The 21281-nt window shown below is 44.7% G+C and carries 24 protein-coding genes and 3 pseudogenes; 15 read left to right on the top strand and 12 right to left on the bottom strand.

The window, feature by feature from the left end:
• Positions 1-314 (bottom strand): hypothetical protein (locus L3N51_RS11720; RefSeq protein WP_238027398.1); only part of this gene is annotated, 314 nt, incomplete at its 3' end.
• 499 nt (positions 315-813) lie between these two features.
• Here L3N51_RS11720 and L3N51_RS11715 point away from each other — a divergent pair.
• From L3N51_RS11715 to L3N51_RS11705, 3 genes are all read left to right on the top strand, one after another.
• Complete coding sequence (locus L3N51_RS11715; protein WP_238027397.1) at positions 814-1344, top strand: hypothetical protein; 531 nt, start codon at positions 814-816, stop codon at positions 1342-1344.
• Positions 1345-1609: 265 nt separating this feature from the next.
• Positions 1610-2287: a DUF929 domain-containing protein gene (locus tag L3N51_RS11710; RefSeq protein WP_320057069.1), complete on the top strand. Its 678-nt coding sequence runs from the start codon at positions 1610-1612 to the stop codon at positions 2285-2287.
• Between the two features lie 77 nt (positions 2288-2364).
• Positions 2365-3363 (top strand): AIR synthase family protein, encoded by a 999-nt coding sequence (locus L3N51_RS11705; protein ID WP_238027396.1) that lies wholly within the window; start codon positions 2365-2367, stop codon positions 3361-3363.
• A gap of 285 nt (positions 3364-3648) precedes the next feature.
• Here L3N51_RS11705 and L3N51_RS11700 read toward each other — a convergent pair whose 3' ends face one another.
• A complete protein-coding gene (locus tag L3N51_RS11700) occupies positions 3649-4419 on the bottom strand; it encodes a tyrosine-protein kinase family protein (protein WP_238027395.1) in 771 nt (256 codons plus the stop codon).
• A 296-nt stretch (positions 4420-4715) separates the two neighbouring features.
• On the opposite strand from L3N51_RS11700, the gene L3N51_RS11695 reads away from it, so the two are divergent.
• On the top strand, positions 4716-4862 hold the full coding sequence (locus L3N51_RS11695) for a hypothetical protein (protein WP_238027394.1): 147 nt from the start codon (positions 4716-4718) through the stop codon (positions 4860-4862).
• Positions 4863-4971: 109 nt separating this feature from the next.
• On the opposite strand, the gene L3N51_RS11690 is transcribed toward L3N51_RS11695, so the two are convergent.
• Both L3N51_RS11690 and L3N51_RS12635 read right to left on the bottom strand, forming a co-directional pair.
• Positions 4972-5382 carry a nucleotidyltransferase domain-containing protein gene (locus tag L3N51_RS11690; RefSeq protein ID WP_238027393.1) on the bottom strand — a complete coding sequence of 137 codons (411 nt, stop codon included), beginning with the start codon at positions 5380-5382 and terminating at the stop codon, positions 4972-4974.
• Between the two features lie 2 nt (positions 5383-5384).
• Positions 5385-5736 (bottom strand): annotated as a pseudogene (locus L3N51_RS12635) (HEPN domain-containing protein).
• Positions 5737-6120: 384 nt separating this feature from the next.
• Here L3N51_RS12635 and L3N51_RS11680 point away from each other — a divergent pair.
• The 3 genes from L3N51_RS11680 (at position 6121) to L3N51_RS11670 (ending at position 9057) form a co-directional block, all read left to right on the top strand.
• Positions 6121-7320 (top strand): Nre family DNA repair protein, encoded by a 1200-nt coding sequence (locus tag L3N51_RS11680; protein ID WP_238027392.1) that lies wholly within the window; start codon positions 6121-6123, stop codon positions 7318-7320.
• On the top strand, positions 7317-8093 hold the full coding sequence (locus tag L3N51_RS11675) for an SPL family radical SAM protein (protein WP_238027391.1): 777 nt from the start codon (positions 7317-7319) through the stop codon (positions 8091-8093). The genes L3N51_RS11680 and L3N51_RS11675 overlap by 4 nt, the downstream gene beginning before the upstream one ends.
• Before the next feature lie 328 nt (positions 8094-8421).
• A complete protein-coding gene (locus L3N51_RS11670; RefSeq protein ID WP_238027390.1) occupies positions 8422-9057 on the top strand; it encodes a helix-turn-helix transcriptional regulator in 636 nt (211 codons plus the stop codon).
• An 11-nt stretch (positions 9058-9068) separates the two neighbouring features.
• Here L3N51_RS11670 and L3N51_RS11665 read toward each other — a convergent pair whose 3' ends face one another.
• Entirely contained in the window at positions 9069-11141 is a 2073-nt protein-coding gene (locus tag L3N51_RS11665; protein ID WP_238027389.1) for a hypothetical protein, read from the bottom strand.
• Positions 11129-11653, bottom strand: a complete 525-nt coding sequence (locus tag L3N51_RS11660) for a hypothetical protein (RefSeq protein ID WP_238027388.1) — start codon at positions 11651-11653, stop codon at positions 11129-11131. Before L3N51_RS11660 ends, L3N51_RS11665 begins: the two co-directional genes overlap by 13 nt.
• Positions 11654-12249: 596 nt before the next feature.
• On the opposite strand from L3N51_RS11660, the gene L3N51_RS11655 reads away from it, so the two are divergent.
• Positions 12250-12429 (top strand): hypothetical protein, encoded by a 180-nt coding sequence (locus tag L3N51_RS11655; protein WP_238027387.1) that lies wholly within the window; start codon positions 12250-12252, stop codon positions 12427-12429.
• A gap of 62 nt (positions 12430-12491) precedes the next feature.
• Positions 12492-12722 carry a hypothetical protein gene (locus L3N51_RS11650; protein WP_238027386.1) on the top strand — a complete coding sequence of 77 codons (231 nt, stop codon included), beginning with the start codon at positions 12492-12494 and terminating at the stop codon, positions 12720-12722.
• 355 nt (positions 12723-13077) lie between these two features.
• Here the strand turns inward: L3N51_RS11650 and L3N51_RS11645 are convergent, their stop codons facing one another.
• The gene (locus tag L3N51_RS11645; RefSeq protein WP_238027385.1) at positions 13078-13488 is read right to left on the bottom strand and encodes an STK_08120 family protein; all 411 of its coding nucleotides are present in this window, start codon (positions 13486-13488) and stop codon (positions 13078-13080) included.
• A gap of 179 nt (positions 13489-13667) precedes the next feature.
• Here L3N51_RS11645 and L3N51_RS11640 point away from each other — a divergent pair, with 179 nt between their 5' ends.
• Positions 13668-14000, top strand: coding sequence for a hypothetical protein (locus L3N51_RS11640; RefSeq protein WP_238027384.1), 333 nt, complete (start codon positions 13668-13670; stop codon positions 13998-14000).
• A 292-nt stretch (positions 14001-14292) separates the two neighbouring features.
• Here the strand turns inward: L3N51_RS11640 and L3N51_RS11635 are convergent, their stop codons facing one another.
• Together L3N51_RS11635 and L3N51_RS11630 are read right to left on the bottom strand one after the other, a co-directional pair.
• The gene (locus L3N51_RS11635; protein WP_238027383.1) at positions 14293-14976 is read right to left on the bottom strand and encodes a uroporphyrinogen-III C-methyltransferase; all 684 of its coding nucleotides are present in this window, start codon (positions 14974-14976) and stop codon (positions 14293-14295) included.
• Positions 14973-16754, bottom strand: coding sequence for a nitrite/sulfite reductase (locus L3N51_RS11630; protein ID WP_238027382.1), 1782 nt, complete (start codon positions 16752-16754; stop codon positions 14973-14975). The genes L3N51_RS11635 and L3N51_RS11630 overlap by 4 nt, the downstream gene beginning before the upstream one ends.
• 110 nt (positions 16755-16864) lie before the next feature.
• Here L3N51_RS11630 and L3N51_RS11625 point away from each other — a divergent pair, with 110 nt between their 5' ends.
• Both L3N51_RS11625 and L3N51_RS11620 read left to right on the top strand, forming a co-directional pair.
• Positions 16865-17581, top strand: coding sequence for a phosphoadenylyl-sulfate reductase (locus L3N51_RS11625; RefSeq protein WP_238027381.1), 717 nt, complete (start codon positions 16865-16867; stop codon positions 17579-17581).
• Positions 17582-18661 carry a sulfate adenylyltransferase gene (locus L3N51_RS11620; RefSeq protein WP_238027380.1) on the top strand — a complete coding sequence of 360 codons (1080 nt, stop codon included), beginning with the start codon at positions 17582-17584 and terminating at the stop codon, positions 18659-18661.
• Positions 18662-18738: 77 nt separating this feature from the next.
• Here L3N51_RS11620 and L3N51_RS12710 read toward each other — a convergent pair whose 3' ends face one another.
• The gene (locus L3N51_RS12710) at positions 18739-18876 is read right to left on the bottom strand and encodes a hypothetical protein (protein ID WP_320057053.1); all 138 of its coding nucleotides are present in this window, start codon (positions 18874-18876) and stop codon (positions 18739-18741) included.
• 384 nt (positions 18877-19260) lie between these two features.
• On the opposite strand from L3N51_RS12710, the gene L3N51_RS12705 reads away from it, so the two are divergent.
• The 3 genes and pseudogenes from L3N51_RS12705 to L3N51_RS12695 form a co-directional block, all read left to right on the top strand.
• A complete protein-coding gene (locus tag L3N51_RS12705; RefSeq protein ID WP_320057051.1) occupies positions 19261-19569 on the top strand; it encodes a transposase in 309 nt (102 codons plus the stop codon).
• Positions 19569-19661: pseudogene (locus L3N51_RS12700) on the top strand (hypothetical protein); the annotation flags it as partial. The gene L3N51_RS12705 and the pseudogene L3N51_RS12700, both read left to right, overlap by 1 nt.
• Before the next feature lie 103 nt (positions 19662-19764).
• A pseudogene (locus L3N51_RS12695) lies at positions 19765-19950 on the top strand (RNA-guided endonuclease InsQ/TnpB family protein); the annotation flags it as partial.
• Positions 19951-20001: 51 nt separating this feature from the next.
• Here L3N51_RS12695 and L3N51_RS11610 read toward each other — a convergent pair.
• Both L3N51_RS11610 and L3N51_RS11605 read right to left on the bottom strand, forming a co-directional pair.
• Positions 20002-20325 carry a hypothetical protein gene (locus L3N51_RS11610; protein WP_238027379.1) on the bottom strand — a complete coding sequence of 108 codons (324 nt, stop codon included), beginning with the start codon at positions 20323-20325 and terminating at the stop codon, positions 20002-20004.
• Position 20326: 1 nt separating this feature from the next.
• On the bottom strand, positions 20327-21082 hold the full coding sequence (locus L3N51_RS11605; protein WP_238027378.1) for a plastocyanin/azurin family copper-binding protein: 756 nt from the start codon (positions 21080-21082) through the stop codon (positions 20327-20329).
• Positions 21083-21281 lie beyond the last annotated feature (199 nt).

Genomic DNA, 21281 nt, shown 5'->3' with positions numbered 1-21281 from the left:
ATCCTCTTCATCTCCTCCTCAAACTTCGCCATCCTCTTCTCGCTCTCCTCCCTCATCCTCTTCATCTCCTCCTCAAACTTCGCCATCCTCTTCTCGCTCTCCTCCCTCATCCTCTTCATCTCCTCCTCAAAAGCCACGTGTTTGGCCTCCTCCTGGGCCAACCTCTCATTTAGCATCTTTACATCATCTAGGAGAGAACTTAGCTTACTGGACAATTGTGATATCTGAGAAACCACTATGTTTTCCGCTACCTGTTCTGCCACTTTTTTAACGAATTCTGGATCATTTTTCAGTCTTTCTATGATGTCACTCATATAATTAAGTTAAGACTCGTCTAGTTATAAAGCTTTAAGTTCGGGTTTACCACAAATTCAATAGTTCGGTCTAGGTATTCAACACGGAATATGCTAGGACGTGCCTACGACATTAGTACTCTGTGTAAGTTTTTTACCCATAATTCTCTAAATCGTGTCCTAGTCAGAGGTGGAAAATTAATCAAAACCTGGATACGTATAGTGTATTTTCCAGGTGATGAACTCCCAATATTTTCGCAAGTGGTTTAGAAACACTTAGTAAGTTTTCTAGCTCTGAGAAACCAGCGTAAGGAAATCTCGTGAAAAAGACACCATCCAATAAACATCTTCACATCGAGGCTACCACTGTCGTCGCGTCACACGGATTTTAGCGAGAGTTAGTTTAAGTGCCTTTTATGTCTTATAAAATTTTTATGAGAAATATTATAACTCTTTACTAATTAAAAATAAAGTTTAAATTTCAGCAAGATTCTTGCGTTCAGTGGATGAGGAGATGTAAATGGTCCCTATCTCGATACTGCTCAACGTGGTTCACGGCTTCTCAGCGCTAATATATTTTGGTGGAGTAATGCTGTTCGGAGCAGTTTTTGCTCCTAAGCTATCTAAGCTGTCTAGCTCCACAGTTTTTGAGCTCATGAGGGACGTATTTCCCTCAGTTCTCAGTTTCGCTGAAGCTGTGGGGTTGCTCACCATGGTGTTTGGGGCAGGGGAGTTCATACATTACATGCTTGGGTACTATAGGGCTGGAGGAACTTCCCTGGTTTATCACGTGTTGTTCTCCACGCCCTGGGGAGCAAGCGTGTTCTCTGGAGCCGTGATAGGGTTAGCTGGCTTTCTGGTGGGTGTGAAAATCGCTTCCATTTTCGAGACTCTGTTCAAGCTGTATAGGTCCACAGACCCCACAAGGATCGACCAGATAAGGCTCCTGGAGATGAAACTAAGGTTCTACTCTCTGGTGGGGATGGTTCTTCTCACTACCACTGTCCTTCTGATGGTGCTCGCGGTCTCGTTTCTTCCCATACCGGACTAGGTTTACGGCTAGGAGTGAAAATGCCAGTGTCTACTTTAGCCCAATCATGCTATTCTTAACTCACTGAAGGATTAGGCAATTCAGCGACTTAATGTCAGTGTCAATTTTATTACTCAAGTTGCAAAAGTTTATTTACTTCCATCAATTCTATCATCGATGAAGGCTAAGTTCTACCTGTATCTGGCTGTAGGAACAATTCTGCTACTGGAATAGGTATCTTTTTTCTCTTTCCTAACCAGCTACCGCTCAACCCACTGTAGGGCAGATCTTCAAAATTAATAACACCAATTACTCGGGTAACAACACTGTAGAGGTCTACTTCATCAGCTGGTATGGATGCCCAAATGATGCTACTTCCTCGTGGGCCCTATACCTAGTGCTGAGCAAATATGGTGAGGTAGGTGATGCCCCACACGGATTCCACTTCTTGGAGAGCGTTAACTCCTCCATGCCGGGGCTAATATTTACGAAATTCACTGCGACATCTTATGTTGATTTTCACTTTCTTTATATTTACAACCAGTATCTCAATGAAACTACCACTGGAATTCCCATCACCAATCTCCTGTCCAACCAAGCAGTGTACTTGGGTCTGGAGGAGGTAAAGAATATGACTCCGTCTTGGGTTTACAACATAGTCTACACGTATCAAGTGGAGACAAAGACATTAGACGAGAGAAATGGGTCCGTCGCACTTTACGCTCACCATTTAGTTACCATGTGCGTGATCACAGGACCAAAGGGAACATGGGCGTTCATTTTGTATCCTAACCCTCTTACTCCATCGACTATTCTAAGGGACTTTGGCGTCTCGAGGCTCACCCCGCTTCAGGCTCAGAAGGAAGCGCAATTGGAATTGAGCCAGATGGCGGAAGGAAAAGTACCCTCGTCAATATTACAGGCTAGCGACAACCTGATCAACGTGATAAAGGAAGCCGAGTAGGTTCACGCGTCATACTACTTACGATCCTTGACCAGTTGTGAAAGGTAAGTATTTAACGTGATCAGGTACTTTCACATATGTTAGGCAAAATTAATAGGAAGATTTTCGATGAGGTGATCTACCCGCATTTAGGAAAGAGACTGGATGAGGTCATAGTTCCACCCCTCACTGGAGTGGATACTGGTGCAATAGACCTTGGAGATAGGGTCCTCGTGGTGAAGACTGATCCAGTGTTCATTGTTCCTCAATTCGGAATGAAGAAGGCCTCATGGTTCGCTGTTCACATTCTCGCAAGCGACGTAATGACCTCAGGAATTCCCCCAAGGTACGCTCTGCTGGACCTGAATCTTCCACCGTCAATGACAGATCAAGAATTCAAGGAAATGTGGATAGGGATACATGAGGCTCTCCTCGAGATTGGGGTGATGGTTGTGGGAGGCCATACTGGCAGATATGAGGGAGTCAACTACCCCATGGTTGGAGGCTTCACCATGATGGGAATAGGGGAGAAGGAGAGGTTGGCTAACCCCTCGAAGGTGAGGGAGGGCGACTACGTTATAGTGACCAAGGGACCTGCCATAGAGGCCACAGGCCTGCTCGCCAACCTATATCCAGAGTTCTTCAGGGAGAGGATGAGTGCCGAGCTCTTCAGGGAGGCCCAGGATATGTACTGGAAGATGTCATGCTGGAAGGACGGTCTGATTGCCAGTGAGGTTGGAGTCCACATGATGCATGACGCCACAGAGGGAGGCCTCTGGAACGCGCTGGTGGAGATCTCGGAGGTTACGGGTAAGAGGATAGATCTATGGGGAGATAAGCTCTTCATCAATCCTGCAGTAAGGGAAGTTACGAAGATTGTGGGGATCGATCCCTTCTCCTCGATAAGCGAGGGAACAATGGTTATCATCACCGACAGGGAAAGGGTGAGGGATGAGCTCGTTAGGAATGGAATTCAGGCGGAAATAGTGGGAAGGGTTGAAAGAGGTGAGGGGGTTTATTTGGATGGGAGTCGTATAGAGAAGCCCAGAGAGGATCCGTTCTGGAGAGCCTTCTTTGACCTGGCCAACAAGAGATGAAGTTAACCCTTATTCGGTTTGTTGTCTATTCAGGGTTTAATTGTACGAAGGGATGCACGCGTTTCTAGCGTCTCGATTGGGGAAAAATCAGGATGCATATGACCTAAGAAGCCCTAGGAAGTTCAGTGTGATACTCCATGGAACCTTTCAGAGTGGACAGGCTAACCTAGCTTTACCCTTATCCTGAGATTGTGTGAGCCTAGTTTGGTTTGTTGTATATTTCACGTTAAATATTCCTCAAATATACAACAAGATTGGTAGCCCCTGATTGTACATTGAATTATGCTAACTTATTATACCTTGCTCTCCAGCCCTAATCCTCTTAGCTAGTTCCTTCACCTGTTGCGGAACTGGAAATTCCTCAATATCTCCGCTGAACTGGAAGAGCTCTTCATTAAAGGGTATAAGAACACCGATTCCACATCTCAACTCCGTCATCACTCTTCTTACAATATTTTCATAAGATAACAGGTCTTGTGGCCTAATCATGTTTATTATGAAACTTAATATTTCCTGGTTCAGGGAACTCAAGACCTTTGCATATTTCACGTTATCCTCTATGGTTTGAGCTAGACTATCTGACACTACTAAGTACTTTATTGGAATATCAGGAAATAATGATTTAAATTGCATGTGTTCATATCTGTTAATTTCGTCGTTGGGCATCACCATGGGGGCATTATCCACAATGAAGTAGGAGTACTTCTTTCTGGCCAGGAATTCGTTGTAATATTTCCATCCCACGTTCATAAGCTCCTTGTCCCTATGTATTTTCTCTAAATCTAGCTTGTATCTGGGCCCATCGCCGAAGTACTTTAGTACTGTAATACTCCCCTTACCCAGAGGGAATTCCCTAATTACGTCCACATCCTTCCCTTCAGCAAGGCTGGTCACAAGTCCCGGGCCACGAATCCCTGCGAGGTAGGAGGCATATCCCACAATATCCCTGTCCATCAGGAGTACGTAGTGGCCCTCATAAGCAAATGTCTTGGCAAGGGAGATGGCAATTGTGGATTTTCCCACTCCACCCTTTGAACTGCGAATGGACAGTCTCATAGGTCATTCTGTTTATGTTGATACTTAAATATCTCTTTCAACGTCGGAGCTATATTAGGCTACACTTCTACCTCGAGAAGATGTCCAGAATGCACAGAATTCGGCTTATTTTGATAGAAAAATATAAATAAATAAGTCGTATTAAGTAGTCACCTTAATTCCATGGAAGGCCCAGTAACTTCACGTGATTTCTGGCACCTTAAACTAATGCTTTGCTCTGATTCAGCGAAAATCTAGAAACTCAATGACTTCTCGTTGAATTTTTCTCAGTTAGGGCACTCTCCTAGCTCGTTAATGTGGACCTGGAAAAGGAGGTAGAAAGGAGAAACTTCCACATAAGAGTAGGCAACATGGACGTGGGCTTCTATTACGATCTCTTTGAGCCTAACGGGATTAGGAACGGACTCATTAGAATAATTCCCTACTTTAGGAACAAAGCTTGAGGACTAGCCTGAGGATTGAAGACGCCCTTTTATCTTTCCCTTTAGGCAGATCTACAAGAGATACCTTAAGGTAGATCCATCTCATAGGTGCCTCATCACATACCTTCATTCAAGGAACAGTATTTGAAGCTTCAGAGACCAGGAGCTCCCATACGTTAAAAGTTGAAATCTTCCTTGTCATTTGATCGTTTCTTTCTCCACACGTCTCCAACTCTCTCCCATTCTTTCCTTTTTCCTGAAAAATTTTCGTCACCTCTTCCCAAAACTTCTCGTCTCTCTCTAGGACCTTTCCCTCTTCTAAGATCTGGAGCAAAAACGGAACTCCATCTTTAAGCTTCCTCAGGAAAATCTCAGTGTTCATGAAAACTGGATCAACTTCCCCGGGGAACATATACAAGACCTTCAGGAAAAGTTCATTGGAAACCTTCCTAGGATCCCTTGGAACAATGTCGTCCACGTATAATACGTCGTAATCGCTACTCTCTGTGAAGTCTCCTCTTGCCCTTGATCCGAAAAGCATAACTAATTTCGCAATAGTTCTCTGACCCAGGATAAGATCATTTTAGCGCAATTTAAGCATTCCTCTCCGTCCCTCTTTGTGTAATACTCATATGGTGATCCCTCTTCGTACGAATCTGGGTGCCTGGAAGGAATGTATTGTTTGTCCAGAAACAGCATGCACTCCCTTACGTTCTCGGGAGGTGAGATGATCTCAGAGAGCTTCAATAGCAAGTGTCCTCTCTTCTCCCCTATGTTGGAGAAGCGCCTTCAAGGCAAGTTCAGCGGATTGTTGAGAAAGGAAACACGTTAAGTCAAATTCTCCCCTAAAACTATACTCAGCCTCCTCGAGGTTTCTATGCGCTGCCTTAATCAATCTTCAACTCTTTTCATTATCAGGAAATTCGGAAGCAAAAGTAAAATTTCTTTTATTTAGCTTCGCTAGGGTGTTAGGATCCTAACACTTTATCGGATAGGAGTTTTTGTTCCATTGGTCTTAACGGTGGAAGTGGCCGTTGTGAACTCCCTTGAATATGCCAAATCCCTGGATTTATGAGTACCACAGTTCTTCACGGTTCGGGAGCATCTCCTTTACGGTTCTCAGACACTAAATTCACTACTCATTTAGGCGTGGTTTTGTAAAGGACTTTAACTTATATTCTTGGAACAAGGGAGGATCATTACCAGATATGCATTCTTATCGAGGAAATACTACATTCATGGTCCTATAGTTAATAATCTTTGGTTCCAGTATCCATTTATGTATGTTGATCCCCACCTTTGCGTTGCTTGCAGAGGGGCTAAATATCTTTGTGGTCTCAGTTACTGTCCAGTCCTAGTTAAGAGCCTCTCCTCCAGGGCAAAGGTGGGTAAGGTTGTGGAGGGAGACTCCCCTCCCACCGTATTCGTGGGAAGGTTTGGGTATCCCAAGATTACCGTCTATCCATCAACTCCTCCTGAGTTTGGCGATACCTCCGTGTACGAGGACCCAAGGAGCTGGCTGACCATGGACATCAACACATTCCTGGCCATGAGAACCTCAGTTATACGCGGAGGTATGCAGTTCAAGGTTCATGAGGCCAGGTCTCCAACAAGGGAACTGTACGACGTTCAGATAGCCTCTCTCTCACCCAGACCTGTGGAGATGGAGCTGAATCTGGAAACCGTACCCAGGGGGAAAGTCCTGAGCGAGACCGTTCCTCCACTAGGTCCCTCAGCTCCCCTGAAGAGGTTAAGGCTTGGAACTTTACCTCCACCTGAAAGAATGGTTGAGAAGGTCTTTCAAGAGAGGGACATGAGAGCTCGTGAGGCAATCGAAAGGTTATATGCTGACGGGATCTCGGTGGAGAGGATCTCTCGACTTCTCAGCGTTGGTAATCTGGGAGTGGAGAGGAAACTCGTCCCAACCAGGTGGAGCATTACTGCGGTGGATAAAACTCTGTCAGACTCCCTCGTGAGCAGGATCAAGGAATATCCCACGATTAATCAGGTTGAGGTGTATGTGAGGAAGTTCAGGCTCAATACCTTCGTTGCAATCTTGGTCCCTGGAGAGTGGGCTTTCGAGTGGGGAGAGGCCTGGTTCCCCTCAACAACGTGGAATATGTGGGGAAGTTCGCCTCAGGTGGAGGTGGATTACGAGGGATATTTCGGGAGGAAGACCTATCCTGAGATAGGAGGATGTTACTATTCCTCAAGGCTAGCTGTGGCTGAACACCTGGAAAAAAGAAGGAGACAGGCTATCCCCATTCTCTGGAGGGAGATCTATCCTGGTTTCTATTTCCCCGTGGGAGTGTGGTTCGTCAGGGAAAACGTCAGAGAAATGTTGAGGGGAGAAAGCATGAAGTTCGACATACTGGACGAGGCTCTCAAGTTTTTGGAGGGAGTTCTCAAGGTGAGTCCGAGAGAATGGGCCGAGCATTCAGGATTGGTCCCCATGATAAGATCGAGGTTATTCCCATGATAAGGGAGATACAGGTAAAGAGTGCTCTCAGCAGATCTGGCTTGAGGGAACTCGACTATTCCCTCAACCCCTACCTTGGGTGCAGGTTCTCATGCACCTACTGTTACGCCAGGTACTTCTCTCCCAGGGAGGTTGGGGAAAGATGGGGAGAGGTAATCCTAGTGAAGAGGAATCTTCTAGATGTTCTTAAGAGGGAGGTCAAGGTCAAGAAGAAGGGGGTTGTGGGAGTATCCACCATCACAGATCCGTATCAGTCTGTGGAGAACGAGTTCAGGTTAACTAGGGAGTCAGTGAAACTTCTTCTGGAGAACAGGTTCAGGGTTTCAATCCAGACCAAATCACCCCTAGTGTTGAGGGATTTGGACCTGCTGATCAAGTATAAGGACAGGGTAGACGTTGGAATGACCATAACCACCATGAATCCTGAAAAGGCTAGGGAGCTCGAACCACTGGCCCCGCTTCCCCAGGCTAGGGTTGAGACCTTGAAGAGGCTTAAGGAGAGTGGAATAGAGGTATGGATGTTTCTCGGCCCCGTGATACCTGGGAACGACTTTTCGAGGGTGCTGGAGGAGGCCAGTAAAATTGGGGTCAGGGTAGTATATGACGTCCTTAACTACTACCCGGGTCTCCCGTTCAAACCCGTGTCCAAATCTGCATGGAAGGAAGTCGAGGAGCAGATCAGGAAAATGTGCAAAGAATTGGGAGTCCAGTGTCACTCGGAGGAGGAAGACTGGATTCAAGAAACAAAAAGAAGATATAATCCACTATTCTAGGGGCGGAAAATCTCCTTACACGTTAAATCCTTGTCTTGACTTATGAAGTCAGTATTACTCAATCATAGCGTTTTATCTTTCTACAAAAATCATATTCATTTGGAAATTCATTTCTAATATATTCGATTGGATAATCACATATCACAACGTTTCTCTTGGACTCTCCGTCACTTTTGTTTCGCTTAAACCATTTCATGTTTAAATGTTGGGTCTAAGTTTATTCAACATTGCTGTTTATAAAGTTTAGAAATATCCTTTTTCATTATCGTCTAATTATCATATGAGGATAACGTAAAGGTTTAATAAATTGGCAAGTATATAATATGTCATGGATGATCAGTTGCCCCGCGAAGAGATAGTTATTTTCCTCAAGAGGAATAATCGCGCGAGTTTGAAGGCCATCGCTGATCACTTGGGAATGACGAAAATGGGAGCTTACAAGCATATGGTTAAACTTGAAAATGAGGGACTAGTATCAAGGAAAGTTATTAAGAAACCCGTTGGAAGACCGGAGTATGTGTTTGAACTGACAGATAAAGGCAAGCAATTTTTCCAGAATTCCGACTCGTTAATCCTGAACGAGCTATTAAACTTCTTAGATAGGGAAGGACATGGTGATATAGTAATAAAATTTCTAAAAGAAAGAGTTAGGCATCTGACAAAGGAATATATGGAGAAAATGAAAGGCAAGGAGATGGGGGAAAAAGTAGAGCTCCTAAGGGAGTTCAGATCTAGAGACGGATATATGGCAGAGGTGAAAAGAGTGGGAAATTCGTTTGAATTAATAGAGCTTAATTGTCCCATTTATAAAATCGCATCTGTTTACGGAGAAGCATGCCAACTTGAAAGAGACCTCTTTGCTAAAGTTCTAAACGCTGAGGTACAGAGTACTCATAGGCAGGTTATTGGTTCTCCAGTGTGTAGATTCATAATATCTGAAAAAAGAGAAAATATCATTGAGTAAAATATTAAAAGTCACGTTTCGGTTACGTTAGTCTGAACCGGTACAGTCAGTGGCGGAATGATCGTAGAATAGCTCACTGAATACCCGTTGGACTGAAGTAATGATAGGTCTAGTTTAATAAAGCCAGGTGTGTAAAAGAAAGAGGAAGCGTTGAAGTATCTTTGTTGGCTTAACCCTGAGGAGAATATGCTAGTTACTGGAATTATAATCTTCATGCTATAATATTGGACGCTAAGGGGAGGAATCAAGATTTGTGGATTTAAGGTATCATTAGCTGAACCATAAATGGTGCCACCGAACGTTGAACCGCCCGACTGGGTGAAAGTCGCATCTTCTTCAATATTCGCAACTATACTAGAGATAATTAGAGTTTCATTGCTCGGATTAGCTATTGCTATCGAGGCATTAATCACTAATGGTTGAATTATTGAAACATAGGGGAAGAACGAACCGGATGTGATGTTCATAGTGGTTGTTCCACTTAGAGAAATAATGTTGAAAGTTCCATAAGCACCCAATTGGATATAGTCGTTATTTAAGCTAAATTCTCCATTGATATTACCATCGAAACTAGAGAAGGCTAAACCTGAACCCAAAAAACCTCCTGGAGTGGGAAACGTTATTCGCCCTTCGAACATACCATCTCCATATCCTGCAGACAGAGAGAAGTTTCCATTCAATTCGCCATTAAATCCGCTGTATCCATTTCCGTTTGGTCCTAAGAATCCATTACTAATGGTTCCATCAAATCGTCCATTTAATATCACATAGCCAGTGGATGATGAGGGTAATGTTACACTCCCACGGAAAGTTCCTGAAATATAGCCGGGTAATATGCTATATCCAAAGATATTTTGTGTGTACGCGAATCCAATATTTGCATTTCTAATTTTCCCTGTAAAAGTGCCGTTGTTAATTATACCATTTATGATATTGGTACCATTAACTCTCTTAAACATGCCATTTATGTAACCTGTAAAATTACCACTTATATTCATCAACGAAACGCTCACATTATTAAAGTAAAATGTTCCCGAACCTGTCAACTGTATATCCAACGTGGGTAAGTTGAAAAAGAAAACTGGTGGACTTAGCGTTAAATTAATATTGTTGAAGCTTCCATTAAACGCGCCATAGCCTTCTAAGTTTATGATAGAAATCGGATCTGTTTGTGCATTAGATATCCATAACCCATTAGGGGAGAATGAAAATCCCTGAACTAGCTTCATGGTTCCAGAGAAGCTACCTAGATCAACTGTAAGATTCGCATTTCTAAACTGTCCTTCCATTTTACCTTTAAACGTCGGTGTAGACGCAGTACTAAATGGTTGGGCATTAAAGCAAATAGGACCAAACCAAGACCCACTATAATTTGCACTGGATCCATGCGTCGGAATGAGTTCTCCGTCAGCGAATGTAATACCATTACCACCGTTTTGTTTCAGGAAAGTAGAAAGAGATTCTGATGAAGACGAACTGGTTCCAACCGGTGCCGATATGAAGTCTGGTTCTTGTATTACGGCGTAACTAGATTGGCTTAACGCAGCAATTCCCACAGGCTGTCTCAAGGCCACAGAGGGAATGACGGTGATGGGAGATGCATAAAATATGTTCCCATACTGGGTTACCATGGCCACATCTTGTGCCTGTGTTGGGTGAAGTGGTAGAGGAAGTTCTATTGCCCTGTATCCCAGAAGGGATGAATTTACCATCCCCAGTGAGACATTAAGATTCGCCGGAAAGACTTTCCAGCCATTCTCGTCAATCAGTATAGACCTTATCTGAAGAGGAACAGGAGGATTTTGATCAGTTATGAAAACAATGTATGCCTTCCCAGTACCATTGTAAACAAAGTAAATGGGTTGAGCCGGGCTTCCCGTACTTGTTAATGTATCTGCCTCAAAATCCTGGTATTGCTCCTGAGCAACGGTTTTGTATTGCATGGCTGAGTTTGCAGACTCAACCTGCGATGAAGGTAATCCAAGTATCAGAAATCCCACCGGAATAAGGACTGCCACCATTAGTATCAAGATTATCAGGAAGCCTACGGCCTCAGACAATGCCTTTCTTCTCAGGTTAACCATACATAACCGACCTCAACGTACTTGTTTCCAAACTGTTGAAAAAGGAGGATAACACCATCATATCGGGACGGGAACGAAACATTGAGAACCGAACTCGCCTTCGTAGTCCAAATTCTTACGCTGCCTTCATAAATTTCATTGCTCAGTGATGTGGAATAGAAGTTACCGTTCACCATTTTTCCTGGGGTACCGTTCACTAGCGAGTAACCTATAGCAAACTGAGGAGTAATCGACGGATTTCCGTAGAAAGACGGTTTAAAGTAGAATGCAGTCAGGTATATCGTACCATTATAGTTGAAATTTTCTAAGCTCACCGCAATAGACTTATTTCCAGAGACTATTATAGTCGGAGTTCTCTGAATGTAGAAACCACTGGCTGTGTTCTCGGCTTCACGTGCGATTCCAGCGTTTACCGCCTGGGCTCCAAGATAGAATGAAGCAAGTGTGAATACGCCTATAGCGAGTATCAAAGTTACCACTACCAGGATAAACGCGGTTATTGGGTTATTCATCAAGAATCAACATATATACGCATATATCTTTATAAATGTTTTCATCTATGAACCATATAACGGCATTTCGAGCCACTACTAGCGTATATGAGCATTAATGACATCATACATAAAAGATTAATTGTCAAAATGTAATCTCATAATGGATTCTTCAGAATCTAGAAAGCCTATAATATTCATTAATTGACTATTAGACTTAAATAACTAATAATTTTATATGGCAGAATCAAGGGCCATTCAGGTTTCCATCGTAAATTGTAATTAGTTAATCTATACGAGATAATTAAAATAGATTTATTATTTCAGTAATAGTTTAAGGGAACTTGACGTCATACCATGACTAAGCTAACAATCTAACCCTTGTATCAACTCCAGGATGAGTTGATACGCATCGTGCTCGACTCCATGTTTCCTGAGCACTGGCTCACGAACCTGTTGAGGAGATAGAGGCGCTGGTGATGAGGGAGGCGGACGAGGTTAGCCCAGGGCATGCGAGGGGTAAGCGCGTGAAGAGGAGAGAATACGCGAGGTACAGGTTCTTGAGGTTTCTTGGTAGCGGTTGAGGGGAGAGAGTTGAGAAGCTCAGGTGAATGAGCGTGAGGTTGCCCACGTATGACGGGAAGGATAGGGTGAGGGCCGGGGTTGAAATGGAGTTACTGAGGGAGGAGGAGGGAGGAGGAAGTGCTCAGGAACTCACGTTCTACTCCGTGCTGGGAGGGAAGCTGAACGCGAGGCTCTGGAGCCCTGAGCTTGAGGTTGAGGGAGACTTTCAGTGATGGTTGACGGGAAGTGGATGAAGCTCAAGGGAGGGGAATTCTTCTCGTGACAGGCGTAACCCGTGAGGGAGGCTGTGCTGGATTTCCTCCTGGCCAGGGAGGAGGACGTGAAGAGTTACTGGAGACTGTTAGCCAGGGTTTGGAAGAAGTTCAGCTTCTCCTTCGCCGTTGCGGACATGCTCAGGTCCGTGGACAGTGCGCTCTCAGGGATAAACGCGAAAAGCAGCTCTGCCTCAACCACGCGAAGAAACGCCTGGACCGTGGGAGGGAGGAGGTCGACCTTCTCGTCTTAGACCTGCTCACGGAGTTCTCGGACAGGGTCAAGGAGCTCGTGGAACGAGGTCTCCTCCCGTTCCTCTCTCTGCCCCAAGAAATTCAGTGCCTCCTCTCCACAACCTTGTGGACTCGTTCTACTCCCTGGTGGAGAGGAGGATATTTGGCAAGTTTCAGACTTCCCACAGACACCAGATCGTCTGGACCATTGCCCAGAACTACAACATTTTCGATAATTTTTGCATAAATAAAACAGTATTCATATTTTTTATTTTCTTCACTATTGAGGCTGCTCTACTTAATTAATCCTATATTAAATAATAAGAAATGAAGGAACCAGAATACAATTCGCAATGGAGACCCGAATGGGCCAGATCAAAGTCCCCTTCTGATCCTTTCTTCATGGATAATTTTATCGAAATTAGTGCAGAACTCATCTATCCATTGCATAAAGAGGATCCTTGAGTACACCTCCATCCAACCTTTATATTCTACATAGACGTTAACTGCACCACCAGTAACGCGAAATTTTAGTCTCCCAGAACCTAACTGATTTCCAAATACTAATGTAAAGAAATAAACAATTTCATTTGATAATGAATATACATTGCCATAAACCTTATGCTTAAATAGAAGATGTCTCGCAGTTATATTAAATGAATTTCCATGGATCTCATAGTTTTGAGTTGATCTAAATACTACAGGTAAGATGAACGCTGGATCAGAAAGTATCGCTTTTAAAACATTGACTGGTTGAGATGTTGAGACCGCTCTCTCTAGCCTCATCAAGCCCATCTAAAAGTTATAATGAGTGGAATGATAAAAGTATTTAGTTAAATAGAAATTTAAGAACAGTATTTAGAACTGATATATAGTGTAGTTCGGTAAAGTACTTATATAATAGATAAAAACTTTAACTTGAGTTTATTATTTCATCTCTTCTTATATTAGGAAAGAGTGGATCATTGAGGGCAACACTAGTGCCACTTGTCCTAGTGATGTTAGAAGACCTCCTAGTAGAGTCAGTAATGATTGCAGTATGGAATCAAGCAATGATCCTACGGAACCAAGAAGAGAACCTAGCAGGCCTGAGTTTGCAGTCATTAAAGATCCCGATAAACCAGATAACGTGCCTCCTAAAGTTGATAGAAGACCTCCTAAAAGACCAACTAGGCCTTGCAGTAGTCCATCCAAGGTATTTCCTAGGGACCCTAATAGAGACCCCAGTAGACCATATATTTCCATCTGCGGATTTATGGGTAGAGCGAACATATTTCCTCTATCTTTCAATTAGCTAAGAAATATTTTTATCTTTCTCTAGAATATGTCAAACAGATTTGCGATCTAAATTATCTATCTATAGAGATAGGCCGTACTACAGTAAACAATTTTAGATAGACGATGAAGATAGAATGAACTTTTTCATCATATGTAATTATATAGAACAACAGTTGATATATATTCATTACTATATTCTCTATAAATCTACTAGATGTCGAAAAAATAATTTTTATTTTAACTGTAATCCTAATATACTAATAAATTATAGATTCGTGATTAGCAAGAAGGCTCATTTTATTTGGTATAACATTAAGACCGTATACCTGTAAAGAATATATTTTTATATCTAATTGTTTCTCCGATAACAATCGTGAGGGGATAACTAGTGCCTATAATCATTGAATCCAGCTCTCCCACTTTACCTATTTTCACCTTTTCTTCCTCCATGGAGCCCTTAGAAATCATCGCAGCAAGTTCGTTTTCCGATCTCACGTTCAGCAGTTCTCTTTTAAGTTCATTGATTACCTTTCCAGCCATTACAATAACAAGCGTCCCTCTCTCAGGGATAACGCTGGGGTCAATCAATTTACCTCCCTTAGATACTGCAGTCATCACAGTAAAGAACGGAGTTTCTGGAGTGGTGAGAGGAATTCCTGCACCAGAAACTACTCCGGTGGAACTTGATACTCCAGGTACCACTTCGCAATTGATCCCTAACTTGAATAACTCCGCACATATTTCAATACTTCCACCAAATACGAGGGGATCTCCATTCTTTAGCCACGCAACAACCTTCCCTGCCTTACTTGCTTGGGTTATGAATTGAACAACGTCACGTATCTCGTATACCCGGATTCCGCGGAAGCTTTTGCACATTTCCTCAGGGATGAGCCTATCACAGAGCACTATATCTGCTGAACGGGCAACTCTATACCCCCTTATGGTCAAAAGATCGGGATTCCCAGGACCTGCCCCAATCAGGTATACCTTCAACTCAGAATCGCCTTCGTCCTCGAGGGAGTCATGAGATCCGATGTCTTAGGGTGACCCTTCAGGTACTCTATGATCTTTTTGTTTCCCAGTTTCCTAAGGAATTGACCCATTCCCTCCCCGTTACCTTGTGTTGAGTAAAGCTCAAAGAGAGCGTCCATTACGTCTGCCAATCTATTCCCAGGCACATGTGTCAGATATACGTCTCCCGTATCTGGGTCAATCAAGGGATTCCCCTGGAATCTTCCTGAGGAGTCACCTCCAATTTTGAGCATGTATAGGTTGTATCCTGTCCCTATCCATCCCAACGTCTTGGTTCCGGGTCTAGAGCACTGAGCCAGGCATCCGGAAAGACCTATGGTCTCCTTAAGATCTCCCCATCTTCTCTCCAGCTCTCCAATTAACTTGGGCAGAAATCTTTCACTATCTGTATATGACAGCTTGCAAGTGGGGAAGCCAACACATGCAGTAGCATGCATCCTGAGGTTAGTCGGCCTTCTTAGAAAGGTAGAGATGAAGGCCTCAAATCCCTTAAGATCATCTAGCTCCGTTACAACGAGGTGCTGATTGGGGGTGACGAAAATCTTAACGTCTGGGTAGCTCTTCACCATCTCCAGCAATCCGGTCTTGTACCGGGAGTCCTCCCTATCTATAACCCTCCCATTCTCCACAAAAATTCCGTAGGCCTCCACCTCAGTTTTAATAGGTCCAAGGTGAAGCATCCTCTCTCCCACGTCCAGATCAACAGGAGGCTCAAACTCCACCCTCTCCCCAACCTTTTCTCTCACCCAATCAATCCCCATCTTATACACAAGGTACTTCATTCTCGCCCAGTGTCTATTTCTCCTATCACCCCACTCCTGTTGAATACTCACTAAGACGTCAAGGGCTTCGACTAAGGTCTCCACTGTAAATATACCAAGGGGTTTACCGAGGGTAGAGAAGGTGGAGTATCCCTGATTCTCTCCCTGTCCTCCACCTACGTATAATTGAAAGAGCCTCCCGTCCACGGGAACTATACCTATGTCGTTAGTGGTTGCCTCAACGCAGTTGTCCCTCACCACTTTACCGTCCATGAGGTGAAGAGCGGAGACGGCAATCTTGAACTTCCTGTTAAGGAGATTATCAGCGTAATGGAATCCCTTAGCCCTGTTATCAAAGGAGGGATCTAGCTCAAATATCTGAATATAAGGTCCAGTGGGTAGCCTGAAGTAGCTGGCTATCCTCTTGGCCAGAGAATTGGAGTTGAAGACTGAGGAGAAGAAGGAAAGGGGACAGGCCACGACATTCCTAACGTTATCTCCACATCCATTCAGGGTAAAAAATCCCGACTTAGCTATGTCCTGTATTGCGTTGAGGAGGTCCCTCTTTTTAACGTGATGGAGCTGAATATCTTGTCTAGTGGTAAGTCTCAGCGAAGGTCTGGGATCTCCCGTGTATGCGTCAGACACCGTATATTTGCTACTTATCTCATCTAGGATCTCCCACTGTTTTGCGGTTATGGGTCCACCTCCTGGGATCACTATCCTTATCATATAAATGTAATCCTTCTCCTTGGTCTCTCTGAACTTGTCCCTGTTAAACTCCAGGTATATTCCGCAGGACTTAGCGATAATAGATGCCTCATAGCTCAGTTGGTCGCTATTTTCCTTAAATTCTTGGATAATAGGTTCAGGAGCCTCTGTGAATCCCCTAGTTTTCAGCTTTACCTTCTCCTCATCGCCCCACTTGTCTGGAGGAGTTCTGAACTCCGGGTTCAGGGGCCTATCCCTTAGTATCATGGCTCAAAATTACCGTTATCTATAAAAAAGATACTCATTTGTGCAATTTTTGCACTGCAAATTTTGCACATATCGCCAGATTTTAAGTTAAGTCATCTTTCAATTAGCTCATGCCTAGGTTCAAGGAAGAGGAGATCGTTAGACTCTCCCAGAGTATGGAGGGCATGGATGCAGAACAAATCGTGGGGTGGGCCATGGAAAACTTTCAGGGCAGGTTGGCCATAGCGTCCAGCTTTCAGGTGGAGGATATGGTGGTTTTGGATATTGCTTCAAGATACGGGAAAGTCAGGGTATTCACCATAGATACGGGGAGGCTACCCCAGGAGATCTATGATTTGATTGATGCAGTCAGGGAAAGGTACGGGATCCAAGTGGAGGTATTCTTCCCTAAGCCTGAGAGTGTGGAGAAAATGGTGAGAGAACATGGGGTAAACCTATTTTACAAGAGCGTGAAGCTTAGGCAATTATGTTGCTGGAATAGGAAGGTAGAGCCTCTCAAGAGGGCGCTTGAAGGGTTAGATGCATGGATAACTGGTCTGAGGAGGGAACAGTGGGAGACCAGGAGTTCAGTGAGGAAGATTGAAGTGGACAAGGTTCACGGAAATATTATAAAGATCAATCCGCTCGCAGACTGGACTTGGGAACAGGTGTGGAGATACGTGAAGGAGAGGGGAGTTCCATACTGCGCTCTATATGAAAGGGGTTACATGAGCATAGGCTGTCTTCCGTGCACAAGGCCTGTCAAGCCAGGAGAGCATCCCAGAGCTGGGAGATGGTGGTGGGAGCAAGGAAACAAGGAATGCGGGATTCACGTTGGAGGTGAGTAGATGGTAGCGTCTCCATATGGGGGCAGACTAATTCAGAACGTTGTGGAGGATCCACAAGAGGAGTTTCCAGTCTTGGAAATTGGGAGAAGATATGCCTTGGATGCGGAGAAGATAGGTATAGGGGCATACTCACCTTTGGAGGGTTTCATGGGGTCCTCTGAATTAGAGACCGTGCTTTACAAAAACGAGCTAAGTAATGGTCTACCGTGGACGATACCTGTAATCCTTCCCGTCTCATCTCCCCCTGAGACAGGGGAAAGGGTATATCTCAGCTTCAATGGGAACAGGTTCGCGTTCCTAGATGTAGAAGAGGTCTTTCGCTTTAACAAGAAGGAGATGGCCGAGAGGGTGTATTCAACCCTGTCCTCTGAGCATCCTGGAGTGGTGCGGGTAATGGGCGAACCAGAAATAGCAGTCTCGGGTAAGGTGCGAATATTTAGGAGAGTCAGTAAGGACAAAACCCCTGCTGAGACGAGGGAGGCCTTTAAGAAACTGGGATGGAAGGACATTGCCGGTTATCAAACCAGAAATCCTCCTCATAGGGCCCACGAGTATGTGATAAGGGTTGCCATGGAGTTTGTTGATGGAGTCTTCATTCATCCAGTGGTGGGGGAACTAAAGGATGATGACTTTCCACCTGAGGCGATTGTAGAGGCCTATGATTACTTTGTGAAAAACTACCTCCCTAAGAACAGAACCTTCTTGGACACTCTGACAATTCCCATGAGATATGCTGGCCCAAAGGCTGCAGTATTCTATGCTATTATAAGAAGAAACTACGGCTGTACCCATTTCGTGGTGGGGAGAGACATGGCCGGCGTGGGAAACTTTTACGATCCCTATGGGGCACAGAAAATGTTGAGGGAAATGGACTTGGGAGTGGAAATAATACCCGTGGGAGAGGCGTTTTACTGTGATGTCTGCGAAGGGATTGTGAGCGAAAGGAGCTGTGATCATAGCGCTCGCAGGAAAATATCCATGACCCTAATAAGGAAACTGCTGAGTCAAGGTGAAGAGCCTCCAAGGGAAATCATTAGGCCACAAATAGCTTCCATACTAAAAAGATATTACACGAAATGATAGTCACTGTTATAAAAGTTCGGAAAACCTCGCCGTTCAACGGCGGGGATGAACGAACGCGTCAGAACAAAACAGATTTAAAATGAACTAACTACCTTTATTGTAATGTATACCTTAAGGTTTAGGGCGTATGCCTCCCCTGACGTGTTGAGGGAGTTAAAGTCCCAGTTGAGGTTGTTGTGCGAGGCGTACAACACCTTAAGGTATGCAGACATCGCGTTCCACGAAAGGGATGGGAAGTGGTTGAACAGGACTGAGCTGAGGCAACTCGCCCTTGACCTGAGGAGGCAGGACCGCGAGTATAAACGCGTGTTCTCCCAGGTCTTCCAGAACGTAGCGGACAGGTACTGCGAGGCCAGGGATCGCCTTCTCCAGGGGCTGGCCAGGTTCCCCAGAGAGAGGAAACCTGAAAGGTACAGGTCCCTGGTGTATCCACAGAAGGGATGGAAGATCCTCTCAACTAGGCCTGCCAGGTCAGGGAGGAAGAGCTGGATTTACCTTTCCCTCTCAGGTCTGGGAGTCTTCAAGGTCCTGGCCCATCGCCCGCTTCCAGACAGGGTAACAAGGGTTGCGGTGAAGGTGACACCAACAAGGTCTTCGTGTCCTTTCTGGTGGAGGGAGACCTTCACGTTCAAACCGAAAAGACAGGCAAGGTCGCTGCACTCGACCTTGGCATCTCCCACCTCCTGGTCACGTCAGACAGTCATTACGTGGATAACCCCCGCTTTCTGGAGAGGGTCCTATCCAGGTACAGGTCACTCTCCAGGCTTCTCTCCAGAAAGAGGAAGGGCTCAAGCAGGGAGAAGGCCAGGCTCCGTCTAACCAGACTCCTGGAACGGATGATCAACGCGAAAACAACTTCTACTACAAGCTGGCCAACGCCTTGGCCAGGCATTACGACGTCCTAGTGATCGATGACCTCAACGTGGTGAAGATGACCAGAGACGGGTCGAGAACCCTGAACAGGCACCTCCGCGACGCCTCCCTCTCCAGGCTCTCCGCAATCCTGAAATGGGTCTTCCAGAAGCACGGTAAAGAGGTCCTGGAGGTTAAACCCCGCATACTCCTCTCAGACCTGCTCCAGGTGCGGAAAGAAACACCACCTCTCCCTCTCAGACCGCGTCATCACCTGCCAATGTGGCCTAATCCTGGACCGCGACCTCAATGCCTCCCTCAACCTCCTCAGGAGGGCAGGGTGGGAGCCACCCGTTGAGCCTGTGGAGATGAGGCCTCTGCCATGGCAAGCCTCGTCCATGAAGCAGGAAGCTCCGCCCTTCAGGGCGGAGTAGCTCACAGCAAGTGAAGTATCAAGTTCTCGTCAGATGGTGCGGTTCTAAAAATTAGATTTTCTGACGCAGTGCCAAGATTCCAGATATTAATAGAAGAACAAAAGAGATTACTCCTATAAAACCCGCTATCAATGAAAACACAGAAGCTAGAATAAGAAGTATGCCTGCAGTGGTCTCGTCCGAAATAAGAGAACCGACAATGCCTAGTATGAACGGTATTATGAGAAAAAAGAGCATTCCAGGCATCATCACAAACCCCATCATACCTCCGAACATCATGCCAGGAGCATATCGCGGATAGAAAAAGAAGGGACTTACAATTGCTACGGCCAGCAACACGGAACCTACCAATCCTAGAATTTGATAGGTCTCCATTTCACGTCACCACAATCTCCCCATACATTCCCATTTCAGCATGGCCTGGATACTCACATACATAGTAATAGATCCCAGGTTGAAGGGATATACTGAAACTTGACTCGTATGCCTGCCCATCATTGTAGTTCGCGTAGGGAACCATTGGCGTCATTCCTACTACATCCATTCTAATGTGCATCATGGAGTAATAGGGATATGGGGGAGGCACAGGAGTTACAGCTAGGTTATGGTAATCCCCAGCATCTAGATTTATGAGCTCCACGTTTAGGACTGATCCCCCTGGCACAATCAAGGTAGGATTGATCAGTCCATCTATCACAAACACGTTATTCTGGGAGTGGGCTGAGGGAGGTGCTGTATAGTTGGTTAAATTGAAGGCCCTTCCATGTCCCATGGACAGGACAACTAGGTTGATCTGCGTTGAGGAGAACACTATTGTGTCGTTTTGTGGGAATACTTTGGCGTACGGTTGAACGTTCTTCGCGAACAGCACTGCTTCAGAAATGGGAGTGGACCCATAATATCCGTAGGCATATCCCTCATGGTACCCCATCATGTAATATCCTCCCATCATTCCACCCATCATTCCCTGCGGGCCCTGAGGACCATACCCCATCATGGATAATTGCCTGTTGTAATACGCAATCGACTGCTGGGAGTAGTAGTTGGGAAGGTAAATATTAGCATACGTGTATGTCACTATACCAACTAACGCTATCAATCCGATCATTAAAATTAGAAGTACTCTCTTCATAAGTTATATTTTCGTAGAGAAGTTATTGAGTATAGTGTATACTTTTATACGTAATTGTGTGAATTTCGACCTACTTGAAAATTTATAAAGGTTCGGAAAACCTCGCCCTTCACGGTACTCCCCAAAATCACCCCCTTAAAAATAAATCAAAATAAATAAAAAGCGGTTCTATACTTTTAATCAATCGTGATAAGAACTT

The organism is Metallosphaera javensis (ex Hofmann et al. 2022), from assembly GCF_022064045.1.
Classification (GTDB): domain Archaea; phylum Thermoproteota; class Thermoprotei_A; order Sulfolobales; family Sulfolobaceae; genus Metallosphaera; species Metallosphaera javensis.
Note: the sequence above shows the minus strand (reverse complement) of the source record. Positions and strands in the feature narration are given on the sequence as shown.

Bases quoted from the DNA above. Each gene is read 5' to 3' on its own strand.
- L3N51_RS12710 (WP_320057053.1), bottom strand. From the start codon at position 18,876: ATGTCTGCATACCTTAAGGTGTTGTACGCCTCGCACAACAACCTCAAC.
- L3N51_RS11680 (WP_238027392.1), top strand. From the start codon at position 6,121: ATGTATGTTGATCCCCACCTTTGCGTTGCTTGCAGAGGGGCTAAATAT.
- L3N51_RS11630 (WP_238027382.1), bottom strand. From the start codon at position 16,754: ATGATACTAAGGGATAGGCCCCTGAACCCGGAGTTCAGAACTCCTCCA.
- L3N51_RS11625 (WP_238027381.1), top strand. From the start codon at position 16,865: ATGCCTAGGTTCAAGGAAGAGGAGATCGTTAGACTCTCCCAGAGTATG.
- L3N51_RS11620 (WP_238027380.1), top strand. From the start codon at position 17,582: ATGGTAGCGTCTCCATATGGGGGCAGACTAATTCAGAACGTTGTGGAG.
- L3N51_RS11660 (WP_238027388.1), bottom strand. From the start codon at position 11,653: ATGAATAACCCAATAACCGCGTTTATCCTGGTAGTGGTAACTTTGATA.
- L3N51_RS11665 (WP_238027389.1), bottom strand. From the start codon at position 11,141: ATGGTTAACCTGAGAAGAAAGGCATTGTCTGAGGCCGTAGGCTTCCTG.
- L3N51_RS11715 (WP_238027397.1), top strand. From the start codon at position 814: ATGGTCCCTATCTCGATACTGCTCAACGTGGTTCACGGCTTCTCAGCG.
- L3N51_RS11605 (WP_238027378.1), bottom strand. From the start codon at position 21,082: ATGAAGAGAGTACTTCTAATTTTAATGATCGGATTGATAGCGTTAGTT.
- L3N51_RS11705 (WP_238027396.1), top strand. From the start codon at position 2,365: ATGTTAGGCAAAATTAATAGGAAGATTTTCGATGAGGTGATCTACCCG.
- L3N51_RS11675 (WP_238027391.1), top strand. From the start codon at position 7,317: ATGATAAGGGAGATACAGGTAAAGAGTGCTCTCAGCAGATCTGGCTTG.
- L3N51_RS11690 (WP_238027393.1), bottom strand. From the start codon at position 5,382: ATGCTTTTCGGATCAAGGGCAAGAGGAGACTTCACAGAGAGTAGCGAT.
- L3N51_RS11645 (WP_238027385.1), bottom strand. From the start codon at position 13,488: ATGAGGCTAGAGAGAGCGGTCTCAACATCTCAACCAGTCAATGTTTTA.
- L3N51_RS11670 (WP_238027390.1), top strand. From the start codon at position 8,422: ATGGATGATCAGTTGCCCCGCGAAGAGATAGTTATTTTCCTCAAGAGG.
- L3N51_RS11610 (WP_238027379.1), bottom strand. From the start codon at position 20,325: ATGGAGACCTATCAAATTCTAGGATTGGTAGGTTCCGTGTTGCTGGCC.
- L3N51_RS11700 (WP_238027395.1), bottom strand. From the start codon at position 4,419: ATGAGACTGTCCATTCGCAGTTCAAAGGGTGGAGTGGGAAAATCCACA.